We start from the raw sequence: 25,356 nt of genomic DNA, 5'->3' as shown, positions 1-25,356 counted from the left end.
CTTGAAGGTAAGCATCTTGTACCGACTAATCCTCTTTGGTCAGGAATCTCGTGACGCCTTCGCTCAGTTCACTACTTGCGAAGATCTGCTCCAGAGCATCTGACGCACGCACCAGGCCCGCGTTGAGCGGCAGGTCGGTCGCCTCATCGACGAGCTGCTTTGCCAGCTGAAGCGACAACGCACTGCGGGATACGAGAAGGTCGGCGAGTTCGACAGCGCGCTCCCACGCGGAGCCGTCGACGACCTCGGTCGCCAGCCCCCAACCCAGGGCCGTTGCCGCGTCGATGGTTTCCCCGGTCATGAGCAGCTGCTTGGCCCGTGCCGGTCCGACGAGCCTCGTGAGCCGTTGACTCCCGGTCGCGGCGAGCGCGCCGATCTTGACCTCCGGTAGCCCCAGGCGGACGTCGTGTCGGACCACTCGCAGATCGCACGCGAGGGCAAGCTCCAGGCCGCCGCCCAGCGCCGGTTGGTCGATGGCGGCGATGGTGGGGAACGGCAGCTTGGCGAGCATCCGCAACATGCGGTCCTCGACGAGAATCTTGCGCTCAGCGGCTTGCTCGCCCAACCCCGCGAACTCACGCATATCGCTGCCGGCGCAGAATGCTCGCCCACCGGCTGCACCCAGGATGAGGACTCGTGCGTCGGATTCGGCTGCACGCCGGAAGGCCTCGGCCAGCTCGGCAAGCATGTCCAGCGTCATCAGGTGTAGCGGCGGATTGTCGAGTCGCACCAGCCACACGGGGCCGGACCGCTCGAGCCGGACCGTCGAGGGCGCGGTGCCGCCCATCAGAGCATCACGTCCCCGCCGCAAACATTCAGCGTCTCCCCCGTGATATAGGAGGCGTCGTCAGAGGCGAGGAACGCCACAGCGGCCGCCACCTCCTGGGCCTGGCCGGTGCGGCCGAGCGGGATGGTGGCAACGCGGTTGGCCAGCATCAGCGCCGGATCCTTGTCGACCATGCGGCCGAGTTCGACGTTCGCCCGCTGGGCCAGCGGCGTGTCGATCCGGCCAGGAGCAACCGCGTTGACCCGAATTCCCCGTGGCGCCAGCTCAGCGGCGAACGTCTTGGTCGTGCTGATGACCGCGGCCTTCGACGCCGCATAGTTCGCCGACATCACATTGGGCAACACAGCCTGGATCGAGGCCACCGTCACGACGCTGCCGCCGTTCGACAGGAGCCGCGCCGCGAGTTGGAGGGTCAGGAACGTACCCCGAGCATTCACGGCCAGTACGCGGTCCCAATCCTCCACGCTCAACTCCAGTAGCGGTCCGAAGGTCTGGATACCGGCGTTGGCGACGACGACATCAACCTGACCTAAAAGGCCGCCGAGCGAGGCCAGCGAGGCTGAGTCCGAGACGTCGACCGTCGCGGACTCGGCGGAGCCGCCGGCGGCCCGCAGGACGGTCGCCGCTTCTCGCGCCAGGTCCTCGTTCACATCAGCAACGACGACATGTGCGCCCTCCGCGGCGAGCCGCTCGGCGATGGCCCGTCCGATCCCTTGGCCGGCTCCGGTCACCAGCGCGCGGCGATCCACGAACCGGAATGCGCTGCCGACCGTCATGACTTCGCGTTCGGCAGTTCGATGCCGTGGAGCACGCCCAGCCGCTCGAAGTGCTGGTAGATCCGGTCGGCGTACTTGCCGAAGGCAGGAGATTCCCCGAGCGCGATCGGCCGCGGACGGGGCAGGTCGACGACGATTTCATCGACGATTTCTCCCGGGCTGGGGCTCATGACGAAGATCCGATCGGAGAGCCCGACGGCCTCCTCCACGCTGTGGGTGATGAACAGGACCGTGGGGCGCCGCTCCATCCACAGCGCCTCGAGGTCGGTACGAACCTGCAACCGGGTCAGCGCGTCGAGCGCACCGAAGGGCTCATCGAGCATGAGAACCGACGGGTCGTGCACGAGCGTCCGGATCAGCGACACCCGCTGGCGCATCCCGCCGGAGAGCTGACGGGGGTACTTCTTCATCGCCGTGGTTAGCCGCAGTCGCTCGAACAGCTGCTCTGCGCGACTGCGGATCTCCCGCTCGGGTAGCCCGCGGATCGTCGCCTGCAGCATGACGTTGTCGAGAGCGGTACGGAACTCGAGGAGAAGGTGATCCTGGAACGCGATACCCACGTCCGTGATGGGTCTCTTCACCAGTTCGCCCCCGACGCGGATGTCGCCGATCGTGCGGTCAAGCAGTCCGGCGACCATGAGCATGAGAGTGCTTTTGCCACATCCGGAGGGGCCGACGATGGAGATGAACTCGCCGGGCTTGATGTTCATGTCGATCGGCTTCAGCGCCTGGAACGGGTGCGGGCCGTCCAGTCCGAAGGTCTTGCTGACGGACTCGATGGAGATCGAGGCTTTCGTCCGAGCGTCGGCCGCGGTTGCGCGTGCGATCATGACTGTGCCTTCCCACTTGCATCGACCCCGCCGAGGGGCACCTTGGACAGAAGCTCCACCTTCTGCCCCTCCTGGCAGACGCGGCCGTCCTGGTCGACGACGCGCACATCGAAGGTCACGATCGCTTGAGTCGGCTTGGACGCACTGTCGCGCATCTCGGCAACCGAGTACTCGACGAAGATCGTGTCGCCGATGAAGATCGGGGCCTTGAACCTCCAGTCCTTGATTCCGAGAAATGCGACGGCGGTGTCCCGCAGCATCTCGGTGCGGGGCCACATCAGGCCGTGCGCGTAGGCCAGGCCCAGCATGCCGTGCGCGATCCGTCGACCGAATTGGCTGGCTTTCGCGTAGACGTCGCTGGTGTGCACCTCGGAGAAGTCACCGGTCAGCGCGGCGAACCCGAGAACGTCGGCGTCAGTGATGGTCCGTCCCGGGCTGCGGAACGCAAGTCCGACGTACAGGTCCTGGTAGATCAGTCCTTGCCGCGGAATGTCGTGTGGCACGTGATCCCTCCTTTCCACAGATCAGTGAGAGGTGTTCGCTGCGGGCTCACTTCGCGGCCAGCGGCACCGGCTTGCCGTCCTGGCACTGCTGCATCTCCGCCTCGGCGGGAAGGAAGTCGTTCGAGTAGTACGTGGCGGCGTCCGTTCCGGCGGGCAGGAGCCCGATCGAGGAGAGCAGGTCCTGGGTGCGGGTCCAGCTCTCGTCGGTCGCCTTGCCGACGGCCTTGGCGCCGCCGGCGCAGAGCAGCGGAAGGACTGCGTTGAGCTCAGCGAGGCTCTGCTGCTCGTTCGAGTTGGGGAAATACTTCTTGACCGCCGCGGCGCCGGCCTGCGGATCGGCGGCGACAGCCGCCCACCCCTTGAGGCTGGCCCGGATGAAGGCCTTGACGTCGTCGGCGTTGCTCTTCAGGTATTCCGCGTTGGCGAACACGCTGGTGCTGACCGTCGGGACCCCGTACTCCGCAAACGTCCAGTTCTTGGTCTGCGCGCCCTGCTGCTCCAGCTGTACGCCGTACGAGTCGGTCGAACCGAGGATGGCATCGACACGCTTCTGCAGCAGCGCCTGAACCAGGGACTCCTTGGGCAGGCCCACCTGGTTAATGTCCGAGGGCTTCAGACCGTTCTTCTCCAGCAGGATGGGCAACATCGCCGTCTGCGAACCGCCGGTCGGCACGCCCACACTGCGGCCCTTCAGATCCTGAACCGCGTTGATGCCGCTCGACGTCAGGGTCGTCACCTGGTTCGGGCTGGACTGGTAGAGCGTCATGATGGTCTTCATAGGGGCGCCCTTGGCGACGAGGGCGCTCGTGGTGGGCGCCTCCGCGAATCCGATCTGAGCCTTACCCGATGCGACCATCTGGGCGGTGACGCTGGAGCCGGCGCCCGGAATGATCTCGACGTCCAGCCCCTCCTCCTTGTACAGGCCATGGACGGCGGCGTACTCGAAGCCCGCGTTGAATCCGCCCGCAGTGAAGTTGAGCTGGAGGCTGAAGGGCTTGGGGCCGGCGGCGCCGGCAGACGAGGAGTCGCCCGAGCTGCCGCAAGCGGTGAGCGCCATGGAGGCGGCCAACACGGACGCGACCAACGCGATTCGCCGAGGGGTGTGGCGCATGTCTTTCCTTTCCGGGATCGTCGTCGATCCCGTTTGGTGACGTGGTGGGTGATGGGAAGGGGGTGGCCGATCAGCTGTCTCGCGCCCGCTGCCAGGGCGTCAGCAGCCACTCGACAAGTTCGACGAGGTAGTTGAGGGCGATTCCAATGACGGTTAGCACGACGAGGACCGCGAAGATCAGCGTGGTGTCCAGGGTGCTCGTGCCCTGGAGCAACAGATAGCCCAACCCGGTGTTGGCTCCGACGAACTCGGCGACGAGGGCTGCCGTCGCGGCGAGCGTCGCCGATGTCTTCAACCCTGAGAAGATCACCGGCAGGGCGGAGGGGAAGCGCAGGTAGCGGAACGTCTGCCAGCGCGACGCACCCATCGACTTGGTCAGATAGAGCATCCGGTCGTCCAGAATCCTGAAACCGCTGATGCTCGCCACCAGGAGCGGGAAAAAGGTCATCAGCATGGTGAGCAGGATCTTGGACTCCATGCCGAAGCCGATCCACACCACGAAGAGGGGGGCGATCGCGATCTTCGGCACGAGCTGCATGAAGACGACCGGCGGGTACACCACCTGCCTGGCAACGCGACTGAGCGCGATCATCAGGCCGAGTGGGATGGCCGTCACGATGGTGATACCAAGACCGACCACAATCTCGGACACCGTGACGCCGGTGTTCTCCCATAACAGCGGGAAGTCGCTGACGATGCGGGCGAACGTGTCCTGCGGACTGGGCAACAGGTACGAGGGGATGTCAAACGCCTCCACCGCGCCGGCCCACAGCGCGACGATGGCCGCGAAGACCCCCACCGGGATGAGGTCCCAGGCGAGCTTGCGGATACGGCGGGGCCGATACGTCGTCGCCGCGGAGGTCCCCGGCGCCGCGGCTGCCTTCGGAACCCCGGCGGTCGTCGGGGAGTCGGTGTGCATTGACATCGTGGGCCTTTCGTTTGAATCAGCAGCTCAGCCGGCTAGCGCCGGAGGGGCGGTCAGCGTCTGTCCCGAGGATCGACTCGATCGATGACCTGAGCAGCCGGGCGGTGGAGCGCGCGGGCTGCCCGTCGAAGCGGTCCGTGAGAACTTCGACCTCGAGCGGTCCCGCGAAACCCGCATGTCGGGCGGTCTTTACGAACGCTGCGAGATCGATGACCCCTTCGCCTGGCACTCCGCGCACACAGGCGAGGTTGACGGTGGGCACTAGCCAATCGGATAGGTGCACCGCGAAGATGCGGCCGTCGGCGTGCGCGAACTGCACCGCTAGATCCGGATCCCACCAGAGGTGGTAGGAGTCCGCCGCGATGCCGACCCAGCGAGAGTCGAACGCCTCGATCATGCTGAGCGCCGCGCGAAGAGTGACGAGCGCGGACTTCTCGGCTGCGAACATGAGGTGGAAGGGCTCAAGAGCAAGGACCACCCTCGGTCTTCGGCTTCGGGCAGCAGCGCCTCCGACGCCCGAGCGGCTCGCTCGAGCGTCGCGCCTGCACTGTGCGCTACCGGGCCGACAACGACGAGATGAGCGGCGCCCAGCTCTGCGGCGTCGTCGAGAGATCGCAGGCTGGCGTCGTCCGCCGCCCGTTGGTCGGGCTCGACGAGATACCCCTCGCGACAGACGGCGTGAACCGAGAGGCCCGCACGGAGCGCGGCCATGCCTACGGCCGACGCCGACCCGAAGCCCGGGGCGTGTCGCCAGACGTCCAGGGCGTCGCAACCGGCGAACGCGGCGGCATCGGCGAACTCGTCGACCGACACCGACAGGAAGGTGCGCTGGCTCAGGACCGTGCGGTGGGTGCGCATGTTCGCCATCATGAGGCCCCTCCAACCTGAACACTGGAACACCATTGCTGATCGGAACCGTATTCCAGTAGTGTCGACAACGCAAGGGGCACGTGGAAGATTGGGCTACGTCGACCTCGCCACGACCGAGGCGGGCGTGTGCCATAGAAAGCGGTGGATAATGGTTGCTGCTGGGACCCTGTCACGTGGCTTGGCGGTGCTCTCCTGCCTTGTAGGTGAGGTCGAGGGCGTACCCCTGGCTCGCATCTCTGACCAATTGGGACTTCCCAGGAGCGCGACCCATCGGATCCTCGCGACACTCACGGACGAAGGCTTCGTCTTTCAACTCAAACCGTCGGGCAACTACGCGCTTACGCTCCGTGTCGTCGGCCTGGGGTTACGACACCTGGCGACCTCTACCATCACCGGGCTCGCCAAACCTGTCCTGGTCCGCCTCGCTCGCACCTCAGGCCAACTCGTCCGCCTAAGCCTGGTCGACAGGGAGCAGTTGATCTGGGTCGCCAAGGAGCAGGGCGCAAAGTCCGGACTCCGATACGACGCTGATGTGGATCACGGCCACGTGATTCCCCTCGACTCGACCGCGACGGGGATCGCCTGGCTGTCCGCGCTTCCCGAGGACCGGGCCCTACGGCTCGTCGCCCGGCAGGAGCCGCCGCGACGGCACCCGGTCGGGCCCGGCATGCCGCGCAGCCTCACCGACGTGACGGCCCGCATCCGCGAAGCGCGAGAGCAGGGCTGGGCGCGCGTGCATGAGAGCAATGAACGAGGGATCTCAGCGATGGCCATGCCGCTGGTGGATGCGCACAGCGGCGAGGCGCTCGGAGCGGTGAGCATTGCCGGACCGAGCATTCTCCTGACCGAGGACCGGGTGCGCGAAATCGTCCCGGCTCTGCAACAAACTGTCGACGAGCTCGGGGGCATTGCCGCAGCACTGGCGGGCGAAGCCCATCGCAACGAGTCGTAGGGCTCTGTTGCGTTGAGCGTTGGCAAGGCCGAGTGGCCCAGAGCGGTACATCGATGTGGCCGACTCTCTTCAATGGCGCCTGAAACCACACCTGAGGTTCCCCCGTTAGCGTGGAGGCCGGACCTAAGGGGATAGATGGTCATGGCTGAAACGAGGAGACGGTTCGACCGGGAGTTCCGTGAGGGCGCCGTGCGGATCGTGCGGGAGACGGGTAAGCCGATCGCGCAGGTCGCTCGGGATCTGGGTATCAACAGCGGCACCTTGGCGAACTGGGTGGCGCAGGACCGACGGGATCGGGGTGAGGCCGCCGCCGGCGGGCTCGGTGAGGACGAACGCGCCGAGCTGGCTCGTCTGCGCAAGGAGAACGCCGAGCTGGCGATGGAGCGTGATGTGCTCAAGCGATCCGTGGTCCTGTGGGTCAAGGAGGCGACGAAGTGAGCGTGGCCGGGTTCGTCGCCGCCCAGAGGACCGAGCACGCTGTGCCGCACGCGGTGACCTGTCGGGCGCTTGGGCTGTCGCAGTCGTGGTTCTACAAGTGGCGTGACCGGCAACCCACCGCGCGGCAGACCCGCCGCGATGCCCTCGATGAGGCGATCCGGGCAGCGTTCGACGCCTCCGGCGGCACTTACGGCTCCCCGCGGGTGACCCTCGACCTGCACGCCGACGGGTGGCAGGTGTCGGTCAACACCGTCGCGGCCCGCATGGCCGCCCTCGGCCTGGCCGGACGCACCCCCAAGCGCCGACGCAGCCTCACCCGGCAGGGCAAACGCCCGGTGGCACCGGACCGGGTCCGCAGGCAGTTCACCGCCGTCGCGCCGGACGTGTTGTGGTGCGGCGATATCACCGAGGTCGTCACCGACGAGGGCAAGCTGTACCTGGCCACGGTGATCGACCTGTACTCCCGCCGGCTGCTCGGCTACGCGATGAGCGCGCATCACGACGCCGACCTGACCCAGGCCACGTTGAGCATGGCCGCCGCGACCCGCGGCGGCACCGTCGACGCAGTGATCTTCCACAGCGACCGCGGGTCGACGAGTACACCGCCGCCGACTACGCCAAAGCCTGCAAGCGCCTCGGCGTCCTGCAATCGATGGGCCGGGTCGGCTGCGCCCTGGACAACGCCGCCGCCGAGGCGTTCAACTCCACCATCAAGGTCGAGTACATCCACCGGCAGCGGTTCCGCACCCGAGCCGAGGCCCGACTCAAGATCGCCACCTGGATCGTCGACTTCTACAACGTCCGCCGCCGCCACAGCGCCTGCGACGGCATGTCACCCATCGACTACGAACACTTCATCGCCGAAGCCCGCCGGGCCCAGGCAGCTTAAACAACCTCCACGCTTCCAGGGGATTGACAGGCAAGTAGCAGAGAAGAGAACCGATGCGTAGCGATTGGACCGCTCTGCCGGAGAGTGTCACGGCAGGGATCGCCGAACGGGTCGGCGGAACCTTTGACGTCGCACAGGCTTCCAGTGGCGACCACGCTGAGATCGCCTCGACGGTGACCGGACCAGCCGGACAGATCTTTGTCAAGGCGGCCTCCGGCGAGTTGAGCGTTCGGTCGCTGCGCTACGAACTGGCGGTAACCCGGGCCATCGACCGGCACCCGCCCGCAGTCCTGTGGCAGTTCGAATCCGATGGCTGGCTGGTGGTGGGGACCGAGCATCTTGCCGGTCCCCACCCCGACCTGTCTCCTGGCAGCACGAATCTCAATCTGCTCCTAGCCGCACTGAAAGCACTTCAGGAGACGCCGGCGCCCGGCGAGACGTGGTTCACCCCGGCGACCCGGCTCGGGTTCGCGCACCCGGCGATGGACGGCGGGACACTTATCCATTCGGACCTCAATCCGGCGAACCTGATCGTGACGCCACTCGGCCTACGCATCGTGGACTGGGCGTGGGCAACCAAGGCCGCCGCATGGGTCGAACTCGCGTTGCTCGTCCCATGGCTGATCGGTAGCGGCCACAGCGCCGAGCAGGCAGAAGAGTGGATAGCGCACCTTCCCGCCTGGACCGCGACTGACCAACAGGTCTTGGACGACTTCGCGTCAAAGAACGCAACGAAGTGGGCGGCCAAGTCCCGGCAGAACACCGAGCGCTGGGTACGCGACCTCGCAATGTGGACCGGCGAGTGGGCGGATCACCGGACCGACGGCCAGCAGTCAGCCCGTGAGCCACAGCGCGGGGGCACCCTCTCGTGATGTGGGCGCCAGCCAGCAAGCCCGCTCGGGACCGCAAATCAGGTCACTCAGCCGGGCAGGTCCATGGCCGTCCGAACCGAGAACCAGCCGCGCTGCTCCCAATCTGCTCCGATGTAAGCCACACATACGGCAAAGCCCGTTACCGATGACTCCAGCAACGGGCTTCTGACCTGCAGAAACTGAGAGTGGGCGATGCTGGTATCGAACCAGCGACCTCTTCGGTGTGAACGAAGCGCTCTCCCACTGAGCTAATCGCCCTCAGCGCCACTGACTCTACCCGATCGTGGAACCGGACCGGAAATCCGGGGTCAGTGCGTCGCGAGGTGCTGCATCGCCTTCGCCACCACGTCGATGCCGAGGCTGTATTTGAGCGACAGCCAGGCCACCGTGGCCACGAAGACCAGGCCGACGGAGCCGAGCACGATTCGCACTGGCAGTGACTGCCGTGTGACCCACTGCGTCCAGCCGTGAACGTGTCGGCGGGTGAAGCCGAGCAGCCGGCGCGCCCAGTGGTATTCGACGGCCCAGATGCCCAGCCCGGCGATCACCAGCAGCCAGCCCGGTCCGGGCAGTGGAATGAGGGCGATGCCGATGGTCACCACGAGCGCCCCGGCGATCGCGATAAAGATCTTGAGGGCGATCCGGCCGGTGGGGTTGGCTCGGATGAGGTCGAAGGTCATCGAGATCCGCTGCCGCCAGCGCGGGCGGCGCGGGGGGTCCTGCACGACAGTGATGCCACCGCCACGTCCAGGGCCACCGAACGACCGCTCTGCGCCACTGTCGCCACCCGGACCGCCGATCGACTGGTCCGCGCGGTCGCCGCCCGGCCGACCGGCGTCGTACGCCGGCCGACCGGCCCGTTCGGGCTGCTCCATCGGCACTCCGTACCCCCGCTTTTCGGCTGCTCGGACCGCGACGTTCGGCGGGCCGGGCGCCTCCGCCGGATCCATTGAGGATCGCTTCGTCACCATTTCACCCCCCAGTGTCGCTCGGGCCCGTCACTGCAACGGCCGACTGGACGTTACCGGAGTAAGTCGACGACTGAACCACCCGATGCCGGGCGGGATCACGCACTGGGCAGAACCGGAAATCCTACATGAATCCTCACATTCACGCGGCCTTTCCGTCCCCCTTCCCACCACTGGGTGAAGTCAGCGTATGGCGGAGCGTAGCCAGGAGTAGCACCTGAGTATGGGAAAAGCGGGACACGCGCGTTCCGCAGCGGTGCCGGGGGGAGAACGTCCATGAGTGTCATTCGACCGACGACCGTAGAGGTCGAGACGTCGCTAAGGCTCGTCGCACCTGATGCCACCGCCTTGCCGGTGCGTGCCAGTCTGCGTTACGACCCTGCTGACCCGTATGCGGTCCATGTCCTGTTCCATGCCGAATCGGCCGGGGGCGAGGCGGTGAGCTGGTCTTTCGCCCGCGAGCTGCTGGTCACCGGCCTGGACGAGCCGGCCGGCATCGGGGATGTGCGGGTCTGGCCCTGGGCCACACCGCGCGGCGACTTCGTCGCGTTGGCCCTCTCGTCACCGGACGGCAACGCCCTCTTCGAGGTGCCGCGCAGCGTCCTGGTGCGTTTCCTTCGACGGACCTACGTCGTCGTCCCGCGCGGCCGTGAGGCCGAGCACCTGGACGTCGACACGGCGGTGAACCGGCTGCTCGCCGGTCGCTGACCACCGCCCGAACGGGCAACACCGGCCAAACCGGGGCCGCGCGGATCTGCCGAGTCCGCGCGGCCCCGGCACACCCTGGGGTACGCGGGCACGCCCGCCCTGGGCCAACCGGTGCTCAGCCGTGCGTGGTGATGCCGCCGTCGACGGGGATGACCGCACCGGTGAGATACGCGCCGGCGCGCGACGAGAGGTAGATGGCCGTACCGGCCATGTCCTCCGGGCGCCCGATGCGGCCCAGCGGCACCTGCTGCTCGATGGCGGTCCGGCTCGCGGGGTCGTCCAGCGCGAACGCCATCATCTTGCTCTCGAACGGGCCGGGCGCGATCGCGTTGACGGTGATCTGGTCGCCGGCCAGTTGGTGGGCCAGACTGCGGGTGAGCATGTGCACGGCCGCCTTGGTGGCCGAGTACGCGTACACCTCCATCCACGGCACGCGGATGCCGTCGATCGACCCGATGTTGATCACACGGGCCGGGTCATCGGCGCTGGCGGCGGCGCGCAGCGCCGGCAGCAGCGCGGTGGTGAGCCGGAAGACGGCCTTGACGTTGACCGCCCAGAGCTTGTCGAACGCCGCCTCCGGGTAGGTCTCCAGCGGTGCGCCCCAGGTCGCGCCCGCGTTGTTGACCAGCACGTCGAGGCGGAGAAAGCGCTCGCGCACGGCAGCGGCCAGCGCCTCGGCGCCGGCGTCGTCGCCAAGGTCGGCGGGGATGGCCTCGCAGCGACCCTCGGCGGAGAGTTCCTTGGCTACCGCCTCGCAGACGTCGGCCTTGCGGGACGAGATGATCACGTGTGCCCCGGCCCGGACGAAGCCCTGGGCGATCATCAGACCGATCCCCCTCGACCCGCCGGTGACCAGGACCGTCTTACCTTCGACCGAGAACAGCTGCGTCATGCCCATCCCATCGCGAGTCGGCGAGGCCGCCGACCGGTGAGGCTGCCGGCGGGACGCCGGGCGGACCGCGGACCAGACGGCGCTACCGTCGGGTAACGTAGCCCGGCCGTCGGGATCGCGACAAGCCTGTGCCTGCGCACAGATTCCGCTACGCACGTCGACCGGGATGCGATGACCTGCGGTTCGGGCTACCGTCGCAGGCGATGGTCTCCACCGATTACTCCCCCGCGCCATCCACCGGCACGGCATCTTCCGTGCCCGACGAGATCGCCACGTTCGCGCTGGCCGACCTTTCCGGTGCTCCGGGCTGGCGTCGGCCGGTGATCGTCGACCGTGAGTTGCTGATCCTCACCACCCGTGGGCACGGCGACGCGGAACTCGACTTTCACCTGCTGCCGTGCCGGCCCGGCACGCTGCTGCGGGTCCATGCCGGCCAGGTGCTGCGCTGCGCCGGCCCGCAGTTCGATGCCACCGTTGTCGCCTGGGAGCCGGAGGCGCTGCGCGACTTCGACATCGACCTGGACACGGCGGTGACCTGGCGGCAACTGGCCGGTGAGGACGAAGACGCGGTGATCACCGAGGTGAGCCAGTTGGCAGTGGACTGCCAGCGGCACCCCGACAGCCTCACCGCCCGCGCGCTGCTCCGCCACCAACTGGCCGTGTTGGTGCTGCGGCTGGCCCTGGCCACTGCTGGCCGGTCGACGTCCCGGCCCGAGGATGAGACGTTCCACCGGTTCCGCCGGGACGTGGAGCACAGCTATCCGCACACCCGTCGGGTGGAGGACTACGCCGCCGGGCTCCGCTGCTCGGTGCGGACCCTGACCCGGGCCTGCCTGGCCGTCACCGGTCGCAGTGCCAAGCAGGTCATCGACGAGCGGGTCGCGTTGCAGGCCGGCCGGCTACTCGCCGCGACCGACCAGCCGATCGCCCAGATCGGCCGGCACCTCGGCTTCTCCGAACCCACGAACTTCGGCCGCTTCTTCACCCGCGAGATCGGCGTCAGCCCCGGCGCGTTCCGGGCCGCACGGGATCAACCGGCCGCCCGAGTGGTCCGGCCCCGGCCGCCGGCCGAGCCGACGGGCGCCAACGGCGGCAGATTCCGCCCCGGGATCCCCGGCGAACCAGCCAACGACGGCCACGCCGGGCGACCCGGGTCGCCCGGCGGGCCTGCGGGCGGCACCGGCCGGGCATGATGACAGGGTGCAGATCTCCGCGCGCGGCGACTACGCGGTACGGGCAGCTCTGAGCCTCGCCACCGCGTACCCCTCGCTGCTGTCCACCCAGGCCATCGCCGAAGAGCAGGACATGCCCCGCAAGTTCCTGGAGGCGGTCCTGGCGGATCTGCGCCGGGCCGGCGTCGTGCGCGCCCAGCGCGGCGCCGAGGGTGGATACACGTTGGCGCGCCCGCCGCGCGAGGTGACCGTCGGCGCGGTGCTGCGCGCCGTGGACGGCCCGCTGGCCGGGGTACGCGGCCTGCGCCCCGAGGAGACCCGGTACGAGGGCTCGGCCGAGAACCTGCCCGGCCTGTGGGTGGCGGTGCGCGCGGCGGTGCGACGCGTGGTCGACGAGGTGAGCCTCGCCGAGATCATCAGCGGTCGACTGCCCGCCCACGTCCGCAAGCTCACCGCGCTGCCCGACGCGTGGGAGTCACGCTGACGCCCGGCGGTGGCCCCGCAGCCGGCGGTAGCGGTGAGCAGAGCGTCCAGAACGGACACTGAGAGGGTTTCGGCAGTTGCCGGTGCGGGCATGTTCGATCTCGACACGGCAGGGAACGGTGACGAGGGGAGTCCTCCGATGGGCCTCATGTTTCGCAAGCGCAAGAAGTACGGTCCGATCATCCTGAACTTCACCGAGAACGGCTTCTCCTCGTGGAGCATCAAGATCGGTCGCTGGTCCTGGAACTCCAAGGCGCGGGCGCACCGGGTCGACCTGCCGGGTCCACTGTCCTGGAAGCAGGACAAGTCCCGGTCGTAGCCTCCCGGGAGTCGAGCGGGGTGCCGGTGAATCACCGGCACCCCGCTCGGCGTCTGTGGGTGGGGCGCTCAGCGCACCAGTGTGATGATCTCGTCTCCGGCGAGCCTGCCGGACTCGCGGTCGCGCCGCACGTCACCCGAGTCGAGCAGGTCGGCGAGCGCCTGGTTGGCGTCGGCGGCACGGTAGACGGTCGCGGTGAGAGTGTGCCGGCGCAGCTCGGTGACCGGCCGTGACCCGCCCCCACGCAGCTCGGCCAGCAGCTCGCGGGCCAGTGGTTCGAGGTCGGGATCGCCGGCCACGTCGACCGTTGTGCCCGTCGGGTCGAGCGGGTCGCGGTAGCGCACGCCCAGGTCCGCACCGACCGCCCAGAGCGCGTCGCGGACCGCCTCCAGACTCCGGTCGGAGCGGCTGCCGAACGCGATCACACCGGCTGCCTCGCCGTCGGGCAGCACCGGCGCCACCTCGGCGACAAGGGGGAAACCGGCGGAGATGAGCGCGTCTCGGGCGCTGCCGCCGGTGTGCAGCAGCAGCTCTCCGGTGCGGCCGTTGGTCGCGGCGGTGAGCAGCTTCGGCGTCACCGCGCCGGGCAGGTCCACGAAGGAGAACAGCGGGGCCCCGGCCGCCCCGGCGGCCTTCACCGCGACCGGAAGCCGGTAAGGGGCACCGGGCAGCAGGTGCACGGTGACCTCGGCGGGCAACTCCGCCTCGATCGGGCCGAGTCGGGCCGGCAGGTCGGCGGCGTCGTCGGCCAGCACCAGCACCGTCACCTGCCGGCCGCGCACCTGGTCGCCGTGCGCGGCGACCAGCCGCAGCGCGGCCTCCGCGCTGCCCGCTCCGGCACCCGCGAGTGCGACGGTGGCCCGCCGGGAGCGGTGCAGGGCCGCGGGCAGCCAGGTCGTCAACTGGCGAACCAGCAGCTCGCGGAGGAAATCAGTGGTCCGGTCGGTCGGCATCGGTCCGTTCTACCGTATGACCTCCTCAGGCCGGGACGGAGATCCCCACCCCGCCCCGGGTCTGCCCGCCATAGCGCTGCCGCTCGGCGTCCAGGTCAAGCCGACCGATCTGCTTGCGGGCGGCCAGCGCGGCGTCGTCGAGCAGGTCGGCGGGGATCAGCCAGACCACCTCGAACTCCAGACCGTCCGGGTCCTTCCCGTAGAGGCTCTTGGTCGTGCCGTGGTCGGAGGTGCCGACCAGGGCGCCGGCGGCGGTGAGGCGCTCGGCGGTGGCGGCAAGCTCGTCGAGGGTGTCCACCTCCCAGGCGAGGTGGTAGAGGCCGACGGTGGCCCGGCCGGCGGTCGACCGCCCGGCAGCGGCACCGATCTCGAACAGGCCGAGGTCGTGGTCGTTGGTGGAGTCGGGGGCTTGGAGGAAGGTGGCACCCCGGAAGCCGTCCGGGGTCATCGCCACCGGGCGGAAGCCCAGCACGTCCCGGTAGAACGCGACGCTGCGAGCGAGGTCACTGACATAGAGGACCGCGTGGTTGAGCCGGTGGATACCCATGACCCGAGACTAGCGCGTTTTAGTTGAACGCTCAACTACTGGGAGTACGATGACGGTCATGACCCGCTGGCTCGACTCCGACGAGCAGCGCACCTGGCGCGCGTATCTCGCCGCCTCCCGGGCGCTGATGGACACGCTCGACCGCGAGCTGCAACGCGACGCGGGCATGCCGCACGCCTACTACGAGCTCCTGGTCCGGCTCTCCGAGTCCCCCGGCCACCGCCTGCGGATGAGCGACCTGGCCGAGGCCGTCGGGTCGTCCCGCAGCCGGCTCTCGCACGCGGTCGCCCGGCTGGAGGCGGCCGGATGGGTGCGCCGCGAGGAATGCCCCACCGACCGGCGTGGGCAGGTCGCGCTGCTCACCGACGAGGGTTTCGCCACCCTCGCGGCCGCCGCGCCCGGCCACGTCGAGGGGGTACGCCGGCACCTGTTCGACGCGTTGAGCCCGGCCCAGGTCGACCAACTGCGCCGAATCAGCGAGACATTGGCCGACCACCTGACCGGATCCTGACCAATCGACACCGGCGCGGGTCTTGTACTTACCGTCGTCAGATGAGCACGATGGGGCGTGTCCTCCGGCTTCGGCGAACTGACTGATCAGGCGCACCACCTCGTGTCATCCGGCGATCTGGCCGGCGCGCAGCAGCTGCTCTCCGACGCGCTCACCGACGCCGACCCCCGCCCGGCCAACGCCACCCCCGAGCTGGCCGAGGCGGCCAGCCTCCAGGCGCGGGTGCTCGTCGCCCTCGGTGAGCCGCACTCGGCCCGGGGATGGGCCGCCTTCTCGTACGCGGCCACCACCCGACTGCACGGCCGCTCCGACCCGCGCACGGTGGCCGCCGCGGCGACCCTGGCCGCAGTGCTGCACCGGGTCGGCAGCCGCTCCCGGGCCGCCCGGCTCTACCAGGAAGTCATCATCGAGCTGACCGCGCAGGACGGCCCGGAGTCGCTGCGGGTGCTCGCCGCCCACGCCGACCTGGCCACCGTGGAATACGCCCGCGGCCAGTGCACGGTGGCCCGGGACCGGCTCCAGGACGCCTGGGAGCTGCACCGCGAGGTGTACGGCGACGGGCACCCGAGCGGCATCAAGATGCTGGCGCGGCTCGGGGCGATGCAACGGGACTGCGGGCAGTTCGCCGAGGCACACGACAACCTGGCCCTGGCCCGCGAGCTGTGCCGGCAGCACCTGCCCGTTGACGACCCGCTGGCAGCGCAGGTAGCAGCTCTGGCCCGGGCGGCGGCCAATCCCGACCACGTCTGCGCCGACAACCCACCCATGGCCCGAGACGCGCCGGTGGTGCCGGCCGCTCGCAACCCCCCGCACGACGATGGGCCGACCCGGTCCGGCTACCACCCGCCGACGTCTCCGCCACACCACGCCGGGCCGGTGGCGGCCGGCGGGGCGGTTCCGAATCCTCGAACGCCAGCCGACGAACCAGTCGGGTCGACGGGCACGAGGTGGCCACCCGAACCGGTCGACGAGCCCGCGCCGCACCCCACCGACACCCCGGTGCCCCCGTCGGTGGTCGGGCTGGTTGGCGGCACGGATGAGCAGTCCGGGGTGTACCGGCTACGCCGCCCCGCCGCACCGCCCGACCCGTACACGTCGTCCGAGCCGTACACGCCGCCTGGCTCGTACGCGCCGCTCGAGCCGTACACGCCGTCCCGGCTGCTGCCGGTGCCCGTGCACCGGGCGCCGCCGACGCAGCGCAACCGGCTGGTGCCGGTGCTGGTGGCCGGCGTGGTCGTGGTGCTGCTCGGCGCGGCGGCGGTGATCGCCGGGGTGGCCCGGGTCGGCAACGACGACGAGCCGACCCCGCCGCCGGCAAGCGGCTCCCCCGCCGCCGGCGCACCGGCCACCACCGCGCCCACCTCGGGCGGTGCCGCGCCCCCGTCGGCCGGCGCCGCGGCGCCGCCCGGCAGCCCGCCCAGCGCGGTAACCCTGCGCGACACCCGGGACAGCATCGCGCTGCACTGGACCTACCCGGCCGGCAGCGAGGGCCCGGTGATCATCGCGGGTGGCCGCACCGGGCAAAACCACAACATCTTCGCGACCCTGCCTGCCGGCAGCACCAGCTTTGTCATCTACGCGCTCAACCGCACCAACGACTTCTGCTTCACCGTCGCCGTCGCCTGGTCCACCGACACCGTGGCCAGGTCCCCGCAGGTCTGCACCCGCCGCCGCTGATCCGGACAGACGCTGACCTGCCGACCGGCGCAGGCCGGGCTGCCTCACCTACCGTTGAAGCAGAGCAAAGGCCACGACCAGGTAGGTGGGCACCGCCGCGATCACGACGCGTCAACTGTCGGCTCAGGGCGGACGTCCTCGACCGGCGACGCCGGCAGCAGCAGGCACACCCGCAGCCCCTGCTGCTCCTCCGCGTCAGTCAGGCTGATGCTGCCGCCCGCGCGGCGGACCAGTTCCCGGACGATGGCCAGCCCCAGGCCGGCGCCACCGTCGTCGCGGGCGCGCCCGTCATCCAGGCGGGTGAACCGGCCGAAGACCCGCTCCCGGTCCGCCGCCGGGATCCCCGGGCCGTCGTCGGTCACCGTCACCAGGTGGTACGCCCCGAGCGTCGGCCCCGCCGTCGACGTCGCCTCGGCGGCGAGCACGACACTGCCGTACGCGTGCCGGACCGCGTTGTCGACCAGGTTGGCCAGCACGCGACGCAGCTCCTCGACGTTGCCGGTCGTCCAGATCGGGCCCGGCGGCAGCGCCACCCGCACCGGCGGCGACGGGTAGCGGGCGGCGACCTCGGCCAGCAGCGCGCCCAGCTCCACCGGGCCGGTCCCCCGCGCCGGTGGAGCCTCGTCCAGGCGGGCAAGCAGCAGGAGGTCGTCGACCAACCGGCTCAGCCGGTCGGTGTCGGCGAGCAGGTTGGCGGTCACCGCCGTCCAGTCCGTCCGGTCGGCGAGGCGCTCGGCCACCTCCAGCTCGGTCCGGATGTTGGTCAACGGGCTGCGCAGCTCGTGTGCGGCGTCGGAGACGAACGCCCGCTGGCGGACCCGGGCGGATTCCAGCCGGTCCAGCATGCCGTTGAGGGTGACCGCCAACCGGTGGATCTCGTCGGCCGATGCGGGCACCGGCAGGCGGCCGGTGCCGGCCCGTCCGGTGATCTCCTCAGCACCCCGGCGGAGCGCCTCGACCGGCCGCAGAGTCGCGCCCACCACCCGCCACGCCACCCCGGCCAGCACCGCCACCAGCAGTGGGAACGCCACCAGCAGAATGGCCCGGACCACGTGGGTGCTGTGCCGCACGTCGGCCATCGAGCGGGCCACCAGCACGGTGAGCGGGTCGGCCGCGGTGCCGGCGGGTACGGCGACCACGCGGACCGGGCCGGCGAGCCCGACCCGTTCCGCCGGCACCTCCAGCCGCTGCCGGCGGTCGCGGTCCAGCCGCTCCGGGCGAACTATCGGCACCAGCCGGTCAGCGTCGATCGAGGCGGCTCTGATTCGCCCCTGCGCGTCGACGACCTGCACGCGGACCTGTCCGCCGGCCACGGGCAGTGGGTCGGGCAACGCGTCCTCGGCGGCGAGCAGGGCCACCGCGTCGGCGGTCCGGAACGCCTCGGTGTCGACCGTTCGCTGGAGCACGAAGCCGAGAGCGCCGAGCAGCACCACACCACCCACGGCCAGCCCGACGGCGAGGCCGAACACTCCGATCGCCATGAGCCGCCCCCGCAGCCCGAGCACCGGCATCCACCCGCGCCAGGTCCGGCGGGCGGGCGCCGGGCCGTCGGCGGTCACGTCGCCAGCCGGTAGCCGGCACCCCGGACCGTCTCCAGCCGGTCCCGGCCGAGCTTGCGGCGCAGGTAGCCGACGTACACCTCGACGGCGTTCGGCGCGGTCTCCAGGCTCGCGTCCCAGACGTGGTCCAACAACTCGACCTTGGAGATCACCTGGCCGGGCCTGCGCATCAGGTAGTCCAGCAGCGCGAACTCCCGCGCGGTCAGCGCCACCTCGGCGTCGGCCCGGGTCACCCGTCGGCGGGCCGGGTCCAGCCGCAGGTCACCGACCGCCAGCACCGTCGGGCGTTCCGGCGCGCCCCGGCGCAGCAGCGCCCGCAGCCGGGCCAGCAACACCACGTACGAGAAGGGTTTGGTCAGGTAGTCGTCGGCGCCGCAGTCGAGGCCGTCGGCCTGGTCGTACTCGCCGTCCTTGGCGGACAGCATCAGCACCGGCAACCAGTGCTGCTCCGCTCGCAGCCGCCGGACCAGCTCGTAGCCGGAGAGGCCGGGCAGCATCACGTCGAGGATCATCGCGTCGTACCCGCCGTGCCGGGCCGCGTCGAGGCCGGCCGGGCCGGTCCCCGTCACATCCACCGCGAACCCCTCCGCCTGCAGACCACGTTGCAGGGCGGCCGCCAACCGGGCCTCGTCCTCCACCACCAGCAACCGCACAGCTCAAGGGTGCCACCCGGGTCAATCGTGACGGTTCGGCGTCCTCAGCGCGTTCACAGGGGCGAGGGGGCAGGATGGCGGCAGGAGGTGCCACCATGTCCGTCCTGAGAAGTCGTCCCGTCCTTCGTTGGCTCGTTCCGGCCACCGCCGCCGTCGCCGTCATCGGCGGAGGCGCGGCGATCGGCACATTCGCCGCCGAGGCCGAGCCGAGCCTGCCGCCGCGTACCGCCGCCCAGCTCCTGGTCGATCTACAGACCTCCCGGCTGGAAGGGCTGTCCGGGACCGTCGTGCAGCGCGCCGACCTCGGCCTGCCGCCGCTCGTCGGGCTGGTCCCCGGCAACGAGCTGACCACCCTGCTGACCGGCACGCACACCCTGCGGGTCTGGTATTCCGGCCCCGAGCGGCAGCGGGTCGCACTGCTGGACACCCTCGGTGAGCAGGACGTCATCCGCAACGGCCGGGACCTGTGGACCTGGCAGAGCCGCACCAACACCGCCAGCCACCGCACGCTCGGTGCCGCCGGGGCCGAAAAGCCGGCTGTCGAGGCGGGGCCGCAAATGCCGGCCACACCGCAGCAGGCCGCCGACCTGGCACTGGGCGCGATCGACCCGAGCACCGAGGTCAGCGTCGGCCGTTCGGCCACCGTCGCCGGCCAGGACGCGTACGAGCTGGTGCTCGAACCGCGCGACGGTGCTTCGCTGGTGCACCAGCTGCGGATCGCCATCGACGCCAAGCAGCACGTGCCGCTGCGCTTCGAGGTCCTCGCGAAGGGCAGCGACCAGCCGGCGTTCGAGGTGGCCTTCACCCAGGTCGACTACCGCCGCCCCGACGCCGACCAGTTCACCTTCAACCCGCCGCCCGGCGTGACCGTCACCGAGGAAAAGGCCGAGCGGCCGGCCGCGGGCAAGCCCGGCCACGTCGCGCCGGCGGGTGACCCGCAGGTCCGCGCGGTCGGCACCGGCTGGACCACCGTGCTGGTCGCCCGCCTCGACGGGGCCCTCGGCGGCAAGCCGGCCGACGCGAAGCCGGCCGTGCCGACGACTGGCGCCAAGCCGGCTGTGCCACCGGCTGGCGGTCCGCCGAACGTGGACGTGTCCAAGCTGCTCGGCGGGCTGACCGCGGTCAGTGGCGACTGGGGCAGCGGTCGGCTGCTCACCGGCAAGCTGTTCAGTGTGCTGCTCACCGACGACGGCCGGGTGCTCGCCGGCGCGGTGACTCCGGAACGGCTCTACCAGGCCGCTCGCGGCTGATCCACCGATGTTCGCGCCGGGTCGACCTGACGGTCGGCCCGGCGCGTCGTCTTCTCCGGCCAGCGGCGCAGTCAGTGGGCGGCGGTCACGCCGAGGGCGCTGAGGTACGCGTCGGCGAGGACCGCGTGGCCGGGCAGGTGGGGATGTACGCGGTCGTCGGCCCAGCGCTTCGCCGGGCTGACCGCCAGCACCCGGTCGAAAGCCGCCTGGTTGGGCACGTGCACCGCGTCGAACTCGGCGGCCAGCCCGGCCACCACGGCCGCGTACCGATCGGTGTCGGCGCGTTGCGGTTCGCTGCGGTCCGCCTCGATCAGGAACGGGTCACCGAGGATCAGCCGGCAGCCGGTGGCGGCAACCGCCCGACGAAGCAAATCGCGCAGGGTGCGCTCGTATTCGTCGATTGCGACGGCCTGATCCGGCTGGTCGCCGTAGCGCCGCCAGATGTCGTTGATGCCGATCAGCACGGAGAGCCAGTCGGGGCGCTCGGCGATGGCGTCGTCATCCCAGCGGACGGCCAGGTCCCGCACGGTGTCGCCGCTCACACCCCGGTTGACCCACTCCAGCTCCAGCTCCGGGTGCCGCGCGCCGACCAGGGCGCGTACGAGGCTGACGTAGCCACTGCCGTAGGGCGCGGCGTCGTCGCGCCGACCACAATCGGTGATGCTGTCGCCGATAAAGACCACCCGTTGCCCGGTCCGCAGGATCATCCGCCGCCACCTCGCGATCACCGGCGCGCCGACCTGCCCGGCTTGGTGAGAACCGGCGGAAGGCGCTATCTTCAACAGTTCGAGGGCACAAAAAAGAACGGCCTTAAAGCCGTTCCTGCAAACGATTCTATTCTTTAGGGAGACGGCTTGTCAAGGCACTCCGGCGGTTCCGGCGAATTGCCGCTCGACGACGAGATCGGTCGCGAGCAGGAGTACGTCTCGATGCTCTACGACCGGCTGGACGGGTTGCGCGAGCAGGCCGCCCACCGGCTCACCGCCGAGCTGCGCAACACCGGCGGCACCCTGCAGGACCGCTCGCAGCGTGACAGCTCGGTAGCGATGTACGCCGATCAGGTCGAGCAGTTCTCCGCCGTGGAGAACGGGCTCTGCTTCGGCCGTCTCGACGGCGATGACGACTCCCGCCACTACATCGGCAGGATCGGCATCTTCGACACCAGTGGTGACTACGATCCGCTGCTGATGGACTGGCGGGCCCCCGCCGCCCGCCCGTTCTACCTCGCCACCGCCGCCAACTCGCAGGGCGTACGCCGCCGTCGGCACCTGCGCACCCGGCAGCGCAAGGTGACCGGCCTCAACGACGAGGTGCTCGACATCGACTCGGCCTCCCCGGGCGCCCACGAGGAGCTGACCGGTGAGGCGTCGCTGCTCGCCGCGCTCAACGCGGGCCGTACCGGCCGGATGCGCGACATCGTCGAGACCATCCAGGCCGAACAGGACGAGATCATCCGCGCCGAACTGTCCGGCGTCATGGTGGTCCAGGGCGGCCCCGGCACCGGCAAGACCGCAGTCGCGCTGCACCGGGCGGCGTACCTGCTCTACACGCACCGCCGCGAACTCTCCAGCCGGGGCGTGCTGCTGGTCGGCCCGAACGCGACCTTCCTGCGCTACATCTCCCAGGTGCTGCCGACGCTGGCCGAGACCGGCGTGCTGCTGCGTACCCCGAGCGATCTTTTTCCCGGGGTGAACGCCCAGCGGACCGAACCGGCCGAGACCGCCGCCCTCAAGGGCCGGGCGGTGCTGGCCGAGGTCCTGGCGTTGGCCGTCCGGGACCGGCAGTGGGTGCCCGACGAGCCGCTGGAGATCGAGGTCGAGCGGGAGGCGCTGAACCTCGACCCGGAGACCGTGCGCACCGCCCGAGACCGGGTCCGCCGGGTCGACCGGCCGCACAACCTGGCCCGCGCGCTGTTCGACGTGGAGATCGTGCACGCGCTCGCCGACCAGGTGGCCGAACGGATCGGCGCCGACCCGCTGGGTGGGGAGAACCTGCTCGACGAGGCCGACCGGGCCGAGATCCGCCGGGAGCTGCGCGACGAACCGGAGATCCGGGCCGCCCTCGACCGGCTGTGGCCGGTGCTCACGCCGCAGCGCCTGCTCGCCGACCTGTACGCCGACCCGGACCGGATCGCCGCCGCCGCGCCGATGCTCACCGACGGCGAGCGGGCGCTGTTGCACCGCGAGCCGGGTGGCTGGACGCCGGCCGACGTGCCGCTGCTGGACGAGGCCGCCGAGCTGCTCGGCGAGGACGAACGGGCCGCCGCCGCCCGGCGGGATCGCCTCCGGATGATGGAACGGGAGTACGCCGAGGGTGTCCTCGAAATCGCCCGGGGTTCCCGCTCGATCGACGTCGAGGACGAGGCCGAGGGTGGCGAGATCCTCGGCGTGACCGACCTGATCGACGCGGACCGGCTGCTGGAACGGCAGGAGGAGGCCGAGCGGCTGACCACTGCGCAGCGTGCCGCCGCCGACCGGACCTGGGCGTTCGGCCACGTCATCGTGGACGAGGCGCAGGAACTGTCCCCGATGGCCTGGCGGCTGCTGATGCGCCGCTGCCCGAGCCGGTCGATGACGATCGTCGGGGATGTCGCACAAACCGGCGCGCTCAGCGGCACGCCGTCCTGGGCGGACGCCCTCGCCCCGTACGTCGCGCAGCGGTGGCGGCTGGCCGAGCTCACGGTCAGCTACCGCACCCCCGCCGAGATCATGGCGGTCGCCGCCGACGTGCTGGCCGAGATCGACCCGGCGCTGCGACCGCCGCGCTCGGTGCGGGAGAGCGGCGTACCCCCGTGGGACCGGACGGTGCCCGACGAGCAGCTGGCGACGGAACTTGTCGCGGCAGCCACCCGGGAGGCGACCGGGCTGACCGAGGGCCGGCTCGGTGTGCTCGTGCCGGCCGGGCGGGTCGGCGAGTTGGGCACGGCGGTCACCGCCGCCCTGCCGGAGGCCGCCGTGGGCGAGCATCCGGAGCTGGAGAGCCGGGTGGTCGTGCTGACCGTCGCGCAGGCCAAGGGGCTGGAGTTCGACTCGGTGCTGGTCGTCGACCCGGACCGGATGGTGGCCGAGTCGCCGCGCGGGCGCAGCGACCTGTACGTCGCGCTCACCCGCGCCACCCAACGCCTGGGCATCCTGCGCCCCAGCAACTGACCCGCCACCCCGACAAACCGCGCCGCCCCCACCGAGTGGTTGCTCGGCGGGGGCGGCGGGGCGAACTCGCCCGGCGGGTCAGTCGCTGGTGGACCGGTCCCGGACGGTCTTGCCCGGACCAGTCGCGGACGTGGACTGGTCGCTGGTACCACCGCTCATCGGAGTGCTCAGGCCGCCGGTGGTGGCGTCGCCGGTCGTCGTCGGGGCGACCTTGCCCCGGTGCCGCTCCGGCTGCCGGGCGACCCGGCGCACGCTCGCCGGACCGGCGGTGCCGCCGGTGGTCGTCACCGCGCCCTGCCCGCCGACAGGGCCGCCGTCGCGCAGCACCTGCGGATCGACCCGTTCGTGGGCCGGGTCGAGCGGATCGTCGCGCTGAATCTGGCTCTGTACGTCGGTGCGGGGCACCGTCACCTCGTCGACGGCGCCCTTGCCGTACACGCCGCCAGCGATCCGATCCTCGGCCTGGCGGGCGGCATCCTGCCGCATGTCGTCCTCACGCACGATCATCACCTCGCAGAAGCTGTGGAACTGACTGCGTGCCCGGCCACCGGTCGGCCAAACCCAGCCCGACCGGGAGGTGGCCCACGGCGGCATCATCACCGACTACCCGGACCGGCTGCGCGGGCTGTTGGCGCAGCGCGGCTACCGGTTGCCGAAGGCGTACGCGGCGCCGTTCGACATCCAGGCGCACCGCGGCGGTCGGGCGACCCGGCCCGAGAACACCCTGCAGGTACACGACCCCCACCAGGGCACCGTCGCCTCGGCCGACTGGTACCTGCGGGAGAACCCGGCGTACTTCCACGGACCGGACGTACGCACCCTGCAGACGCGGTACGGCCTGAAGGTGATCCCGTACACCGTCGATGACGCGAAGGTCATGCAGCGGGTCATCGACCTGGGCGTGGACGGCATGATCACCGGCGACCCGGACCTGCTGGTGAGCGTGGCGATTCGCAACGGCCTGCGCTGACCCGCCGGCCACCCGACCGCCGGCCGGATTTCCGGCCGGCGGTCGGTGTTACCTGCTCCGGGGCCTCGGGTAGTCGGGGGGTGTCCTCGCCATGAACGCGAACCGTGCCGTGGCCGAAACGCGGTAGCGGGGCGAGGGAACGCAGAGTACGACTCATCGCATCCTGAGGAGGACCAGATGAGCACGCAGGCTGCTTCCACCCGGCCGATGAACCGGCCAATGTCGGACGTGCAGAATCCGGCGTCGATGCAGAATACGCCGACCCAGCAGATGCCGGCCATGCACGACGGGCATCGGGAACCGATGCCGTCGCCGGGCACGGAGACCAAGCAGGCGTTCCTGACGACGGAATTCTGGATCTACGCCGCCGCGGTCGCAGTCGTGGTGATCGCCGCGTTCTGGCGGGGCTCCGCCACCAACGGGCTGAACATCAACAACCCGAACCAGGCCTGGTGGTACCTGACCATCCTGACCGGTGGTTACCTGGTCAGCCGTGGTCTGTCGAAGGCCGGCTCCGCGCGGCGGTCCGGCAAGGAGCGGAACATGCGACGGCGCTGACGCGTCGTGCGTGAACGTGGCCTCCGGGAGGATC

General features: G+C 70.3%; 30 protein-coding genes, 1 tRNA gene and 1 pseudogene. 15 read left to right on the top strand and 17 right to left on the bottom strand.

What is annotated here, in order from left to right:
* Nucleotides 1-25: 25 nt before the first annotated feature.
* The 8 genes from OG811_RS19360 to OG811_RS19325 form a co-directional block, all read right to left on the bottom strand.
* A complete protein-coding gene (locus OG811_RS19360) occupies nucleotides 26-787 on the bottom strand; it encodes an enoyl-CoA hydratase/isomerase family protein (RefSeq protein ID WP_406067643.1) in 762 nt (253 codons plus the stop codon).
* On the bottom strand, nucleotides 787-1,563 hold the full coding sequence (locus tag OG811_RS19355) for an SDR family oxidoreductase (protein ID WP_405431166.1): 777 nt from the start codon (nucleotides 1,561-1,563) through the stop codon (nucleotides 787-789). Before OG811_RS19355 ends, OG811_RS19360 begins: the two co-directional genes overlap by 1 nt.
* On the bottom strand, nucleotides 1,560-2,393 hold the full coding sequence (locus OG811_RS19350) for an ABC transporter ATP-binding protein (protein ID WP_406067641.1): 834 nt from the start codon (nucleotides 2,391-2,393) through the stop codon (nucleotides 1,560-1,562). The genes OG811_RS19355 and OG811_RS19350 overlap by 4 nt, the downstream gene beginning before the upstream one ends.
* Nucleotides 2,390-2,896, bottom strand: coding sequence for a MaoC/PaaZ C-terminal domain-containing protein (locus tag OG811_RS19345; protein WP_405431162.1), 507 nt, complete (start codon nucleotides 2,894-2,896; stop codon nucleotides 2,390-2,392). Before OG811_RS19345 ends, OG811_RS19350 begins: the two co-directional genes overlap by 4 nt.
* 46 nt (nucleotides 2,897-2,942) lie before the next feature.
* Complete coding sequence (locus OG811_RS19340) at nucleotides 2,943-4,007, bottom strand: ABC transporter substrate-binding protein (protein WP_406067639.1); 1,065 nt, start codon at nucleotides 4,005-4,007, stop codon at nucleotides 2,943-2,945.
* A 70-nt stretch (nucleotides 4,008-4,077) separates the two neighbouring features.
* Nucleotides 4,078-4,806, bottom strand: coding sequence for an ABC transporter permease (locus OG811_RS19335; RefSeq protein WP_406067637.1), 729 nt, complete (start codon nucleotides 4,804-4,806; stop codon nucleotides 4,078-4,080).
* 145 nt (nucleotides 4,807-4,951) lie between these two features.
* On the bottom strand, nucleotides 4,952-5,410 hold the full coding sequence (locus OG811_RS19330) for a TIM barrel protein (protein ID WP_406067636.1): 459 nt from the start codon (nucleotides 5,408-5,410) through the stop codon (nucleotides 4,952-4,954).
* Nucleotides 5,326-5,790 carry a hypothetical protein gene (locus OG811_RS19325; RefSeq protein WP_406076011.1) on the bottom strand — a complete coding sequence of 155 codons (465 nt, stop codon included), beginning with the start codon at nucleotides 5,788-5,790 and terminating at the stop codon, nucleotides 5,326-5,328. Before OG811_RS19325 ends, OG811_RS19330 begins: the two co-directional genes overlap by 85 nt.
* Here OG811_RS19325 and OG811_RS19320 point away from each other — a divergent pair.
* The 5 genes and pseudogenes from OG811_RS19320 to OG811_RS19300 all read left to right on the top strand — a co-directional run bounded on the left by OG811_RS19320 (nucleotide 5,789) and on the right by OG811_RS19300 (nucleotide 8,953).
* Nucleotides 5,789-6,754: an IclR family transcriptional regulator gene (locus tag OG811_RS19320; protein ID WP_406075809.1), complete on the top strand. Its 966-nt coding sequence runs from the start codon at nucleotides 5,789-5,791 to the stop codon at nucleotides 6,752-6,754. The two genes, OG811_RS19325 and OG811_RS19320, sit on opposite strands and share 2 nt — an antisense overlap.
* Before the next feature lie 141 nt (nucleotides 6,755-6,895).
* On the top strand, nucleotides 6,896-7,192 hold the full coding sequence (locus tag OG811_RS19315; protein WP_091446604.1) for a transposase: 297 nt from the start codon (nucleotides 6,896-6,898) through the stop codon (nucleotides 7,190-7,192).
* Nucleotides 7,168-7,779, top strand: a pseudogene (locus OG811_RS19310) (IS3 family transposase); the annotation flags it as partial. The gene OG811_RS19315 and the pseudogene OG811_RS19310, both read left to right, overlap by 25 nt.
* A gap of 56 nt (nucleotides 7,780-7,835) precedes the next feature.
* On the top strand, nucleotides 7,836-8,081 hold the full coding sequence (locus OG811_RS19305; protein ID WP_406075807.1) for an integrase core domain-containing protein: 246 nt from the start codon (nucleotides 7,836-7,838) through the stop codon (nucleotides 8,079-8,081).
* 53 nt (nucleotides 8,082-8,134) lie between these two features.
* A complete protein-coding gene (locus OG811_RS19300; RefSeq protein WP_406067635.1) occupies nucleotides 8,135-8,953 on the top strand; it encodes an aminoglycoside phosphotransferase in 819 nt (272 codons plus the stop codon).
* A 186-nt stretch (nucleotides 8,954-9,139) separates the two neighbouring features.
* On the opposite strand, the gene OG811_RS19295 is transcribed toward OG811_RS19300, so the two are convergent.
* Nucleotides 9,140-9,211 (bottom strand) — tRNA-Val (locus tag OG811_RS19295).
* 50 nt (nucleotides 9,212-9,261) lie between these two features.
* Complete coding sequence (locus OG811_RS19290) at nucleotides 9,262-9,903, bottom strand: TIGR02611 family protein (protein ID WP_406075806.1); 642 nt, start codon at nucleotides 9,901-9,903, stop codon at nucleotides 9,262-9,264.
* A 294-nt stretch (nucleotides 9,904-10,197) separates the two neighbouring features.
* Between OG811_RS19290 and OG811_RS19285 the strand changes: the two genes are divergently transcribed.
* Complete coding sequence (locus OG811_RS19285; RefSeq protein ID WP_007457244.1) at nucleotides 10,198-10,629, top strand: SsgA family sporulation/cell division regulator; 432 nt, start codon at nucleotides 10,198-10,200, stop codon at nucleotides 10,627-10,629.
* A 115-nt stretch (nucleotides 10,630-10,744) separates the two neighbouring features.
* Here OG811_RS19285 and OG811_RS19280 read toward each other — a convergent pair whose 3' ends face one another.
* Complete coding sequence (locus OG811_RS19280) at nucleotides 10,745-11,521, bottom strand: glucose 1-dehydrogenase (RefSeq protein WP_406067634.1); 777 nt, start codon at nucleotides 11,519-11,521, stop codon at nucleotides 10,745-10,747.
* A gap of 203 nt (nucleotides 11,522-11,724) precedes the next feature.
* On the opposite strand from OG811_RS19280, the gene OG811_RS19275 reads away from it, so the two are divergent.
* From OG811_RS19275 to OG811_RS19265, 3 genes are all read left to right on the top strand, one after another.
* Nucleotides 11,725-12,714 carry a helix-turn-helix transcriptional regulator gene (locus OG811_RS19275; protein WP_406067633.1) on the top strand — a complete coding sequence of 330 codons (990 nt, stop codon included), beginning with the start codon at nucleotides 11,725-11,727 and terminating at the stop codon, nucleotides 12,712-12,714.
* A gap of 7 nt (nucleotides 12,715-12,721) precedes the next feature.
* Complete coding sequence (locus OG811_RS19270) at nucleotides 12,722-13,177, top strand: RrF2 family transcriptional regulator (RefSeq protein ID WP_406067632.1); 456 nt, start codon at nucleotides 12,722-12,724, stop codon at nucleotides 13,175-13,177.
* Between the two features lie 138 nt (nucleotides 13,178-13,315).
* A complete protein-coding gene (locus tag OG811_RS19265) occupies nucleotides 13,316-13,495 on the top strand; it encodes a DUF4236 domain-containing protein (protein ID WP_030333600.1) in 180 nt (59 codons plus the stop codon).
* Between the two features lie 68 nt (nucleotides 13,496-13,563).
* Here OG811_RS19265 and OG811_RS19260 read toward each other — a convergent pair whose 3' ends face one another.
* Together OG811_RS19260 and OG811_RS19255 are read right to left on the bottom strand one after the other, a co-directional pair.
* The gene (locus tag OG811_RS19260) at nucleotides 13,564-14,448 is read right to left on the bottom strand and encodes a hypothetical protein (RefSeq protein ID WP_406067631.1); all 885 of its coding nucleotides are present in this window, start codon (nucleotides 14,446-14,448) and stop codon (nucleotides 13,564-13,566) included.
* A gap of 25 nt (nucleotides 14,449-14,473) precedes the next feature.
* A complete protein-coding gene (locus tag OG811_RS19255) occupies nucleotides 14,474-14,995 on the bottom strand; it encodes a VOC family protein (RefSeq protein ID WP_406067629.1) in 522 nt (173 codons plus the stop codon).
* Between the two features lie 49 nt (nucleotides 14,996-15,044).
* Here OG811_RS19255 and OG811_RS19250 point away from each other — a divergent pair, with 49 nt between their 5' ends.
* Together OG811_RS19250 and OG811_RS19245 are read left to right on the top strand one after the other, a co-directional pair.
* Nucleotides 15,045-15,506, top strand: coding sequence for a MarR family winged helix-turn-helix transcriptional regulator (locus OG811_RS19250; protein ID WP_406067628.1), 462 nt, complete (start codon nucleotides 15,045-15,047; stop codon nucleotides 15,504-15,506).
* A gap of 57 nt (nucleotides 15,507-15,563) precedes the next feature.
* Nucleotides 15,564-17,183: a tetratricopeptide repeat protein gene (locus tag OG811_RS19245; RefSeq protein ID WP_406067626.1), complete on the top strand. Its 1,620-nt coding sequence runs from the start codon at nucleotides 15,564-15,566 to the stop codon at nucleotides 17,181-17,183.
* 101 nt (nucleotides 17,184-17,284) lie between these two features.
* On the opposite strand, the gene OG811_RS19240 is transcribed toward OG811_RS19245, so the two are convergent.
* Nucleotides 17,285-18,664 carry a sensor histidine kinase gene (locus OG811_RS19240; RefSeq protein ID WP_406075804.1) on the bottom strand — a complete coding sequence of 460 codons (1,380 nt, stop codon included), beginning with the start codon at nucleotides 18,662-18,664 and terminating at the stop codon, nucleotides 17,285-17,287.
* A 74-nt stretch (nucleotides 18,665-18,738) separates the two neighbouring features.
* Nucleotides 18,739-19,395, bottom strand: a complete 657-nt coding sequence (locus OG811_RS19235; RefSeq protein ID WP_406067624.1) for a response regulator transcription factor — start codon at nucleotides 19,393-19,395, stop codon at nucleotides 18,739-18,741.
* 95 nt (nucleotides 19,396-19,490) lie between these two features.
* Here OG811_RS19235 and OG811_RS19230 point away from each other — a divergent pair, with 95 nt between their 5' ends.
* Nucleotides 19,491-20,645 (top strand): LolA family protein, encoded by a 1,155-nt coding sequence (locus OG811_RS19230; RefSeq protein ID WP_406067623.1) that lies wholly within the window; start codon nucleotides 19,491-19,493, stop codon nucleotides 20,643-20,645.
* A gap of 71 nt (nucleotides 20,646-20,716) precedes the next feature.
* On the opposite strand, the gene OG811_RS19225 is transcribed toward OG811_RS19230, so the two are convergent.
* Nucleotides 20,717-21,352, bottom strand: a complete 636-nt coding sequence (locus OG811_RS19225; RefSeq protein WP_406067622.1) for an SGNH/GDSL hydrolase family protein — start codon at nucleotides 21,350-21,352, stop codon at nucleotides 20,717-20,719.
* Between the two features lie 147 nt (nucleotides 21,353-21,499).
* Here OG811_RS19225 and OG811_RS19220 point away from each other — a divergent pair, with 147 nt between their 5' ends.
* Nucleotides 21,500-23,794, top strand: a complete 2,295-nt coding sequence (locus tag OG811_RS19220; RefSeq protein ID WP_406067621.1) for a HelD family protein — start codon at nucleotides 21,500-21,502, stop codon at nucleotides 23,792-23,794.
* 78 nt (nucleotides 23,795-23,872) lie between these two features.
* Here OG811_RS19220 and OG811_RS19215 read toward each other — a convergent pair whose 3' ends face one another.
* The gene (locus tag OG811_RS19215; protein WP_406067619.1) at nucleotides 23,873-24,295 is read right to left on the bottom strand and encodes a hypothetical protein; all 423 of its coding nucleotides are present in this window, start codon (nucleotides 24,293-24,295) and stop codon (nucleotides 23,873-23,875) included.
* Between the two features lie 76 nt (nucleotides 24,296-24,371).
* Here OG811_RS19215 and OG811_RS19210 point away from each other — a divergent pair, with 76 nt between their 5' ends.
* Nucleotides 24,372-24,764, top strand: coding sequence for a glycerophosphodiester phosphodiesterase family protein (locus OG811_RS19210; protein WP_406067618.1), 393 nt, complete (start codon nucleotides 24,372-24,374; stop codon nucleotides 24,762-24,764).
* Between the two features lie 177 nt (nucleotides 24,765-24,941).
* A complete protein-coding gene (locus OG811_RS19205; protein WP_406067616.1) occupies nucleotides 24,942-25,322 on the top strand; it encodes a hypothetical protein in 381 nt (126 codons plus the stop codon).
* Nucleotides 25,323-25,356: the final 34 nt, after the last annotated feature.

Origin of the sequence: Micromonospora sp. NBC_01638, from assembly GCF_045209745.1 — a bacterium.
Lineage (GTDB): Bacteria > Actinomycetota > Actinomycetes > Mycobacteriales > Micromonosporaceae > Micromonospora.
Note: the sequence above shows the minus strand (reverse complement) of the source record. Positions and strands in the feature narration are given on the sequence as shown.

What these genes read in the sequence shown, in the direction of transcription:
- OG811_RS19250 (WP_406067628.1), top strand. Translation starts at nt 15,045, where the DNA reads ATGACGGTCATGACCCGCTGGCTCGACTCCGACGAGCAGCGCACCTGG.
- OG811_RS19300 (WP_406067635.1), top strand. Translation starts at nt 8,135, where the DNA reads ATGCGTAGCGATTGGACCGCTCTGCCGGAGAGTGTCACGGCAGGGATC.
- OG811_RS19340 (WP_406067639.1), bottom strand. Translation starts at nt 4,007, where the DNA reads ATGCGCCACACCCCTCGGCGAATCGCGTTGGTCGCGTCCGTGTTGGCC.
- OG811_RS19350 (WP_406067641.1), bottom strand. Translation starts at nt 2,393, where the DNA reads ATGATCGCACGCGCAACCGCGGCCGACGCTCGGACGAAAGCCTCGATC.
- OG811_RS19355 (WP_405431166.1), bottom strand. Translation starts at nt 1,563, where the DNA reads ATGACGGTCGGCAGCGCATTCCGGTTCGTGGATCGCCGCGCGCTGGTG.
- OG811_RS19205 (WP_406067616.1), top strand. Translation starts at nt 24,942, where the DNA reads ATGAGCACGCAGGCTGCTTCCACCCGGCCGATGAACCGGCCAATGTCG.
- OG811_RS19325 (WP_406076011.1), bottom strand. Translation starts at nt 5,790, where the DNA reads ATGCGCACCCACCGCACGGTCCTGAGCCAGCGCACCTTCCTGTCGGTG.
- OG811_RS19280 (WP_406067634.1), bottom strand. Translation starts at nt 11,521, where the DNA reads ATGACGCAGCTGTTCTCGGTCGAAGGTAAGACGGTCCTGGTCACCGGC.
- OG811_RS19230 (WP_406067623.1), top strand. Translation starts at nt 19,491, where the DNA reads ATGTCCGTCCTGAGAAGTCGTCCCGTCCTTCGTTGGCTCGTTCCGGCC.
- OG811_RS19360 (WP_406067643.1), bottom strand. Translation starts at nt 787, where the DNA reads ATGGGCGGCACCGCGCCCTCGACGGTCCGGCTCGAGCGGTCCGGCCCC.
- OG811_RS19285 (WP_007457244.1), top strand. Translation starts at nt 10,198, where the DNA reads ATGAGTGTCATTCGACCGACGACCGTAGAGGTCGAGACGTCGCTAAGG.
- OG811_RS19320 (WP_406075809.1), top strand. Translation starts at nt 5,789, where the DNA reads ATGTTCGCCATCATGAGGCCCCTCCAACCTGAACACTGGAACACCATT.
- OG811_RS19290 (WP_406075806.1), bottom strand. Translation starts at nt 9,903, where the DNA reads ATGGATCCGGCGGAGGCGCCCGGCCCGCCGAACGTCGCGGTCCGAGCA.
- OG811_RS19225 (WP_406067622.1), bottom strand. Translation starts at nt 21,352, where the DNA reads ATGATCCTGCGGACCGGGCAACGGGTGGTCTTTATCGGCGACAGCATC.
- OG811_RS19265 (WP_030333600.1), top strand. Translation starts at nt 13,316, where the DNA reads ATGGGCCTCATGTTTCGCAAGCGCAAGAAGTACGGTCCGATCATCCTG.
- OG811_RS19240 (WP_406075804.1), bottom strand. Translation starts at nt 18,664, where the DNA reads ATGGCGATCGGAGTGTTCGGCCTCGCCGTCGGGCTGGCCGTGGGTGGT.
- OG811_RS19275 (WP_406067633.1), top strand. Translation starts at nt 11,725, where the DNA reads ATGGTCTCCACCGATTACTCCCCCGCGCCATCCACCGGCACGGCATCT.
- OG811_RS19260 (WP_406067631.1), bottom strand. Translation starts at nt 14,448, where the DNA reads ATGCCGACCGACCGGACCACTGATTTCCTCCGCGAGCTGCTGGTTCGC.
- OG811_RS19255 (WP_406067629.1), bottom strand. Translation starts at nt 14,995, where the DNA reads ATGGGTATCCACCGGCTCAACCACGCGGTCCTCTATGTCAGTGACCTC.
- OG811_RS19315 (WP_091446604.1), top strand. Translation starts at nt 6,896, where the DNA reads ATGGCTGAAACGAGGAGACGGTTCGACCGGGAGTTCCGTGAGGGCGCC.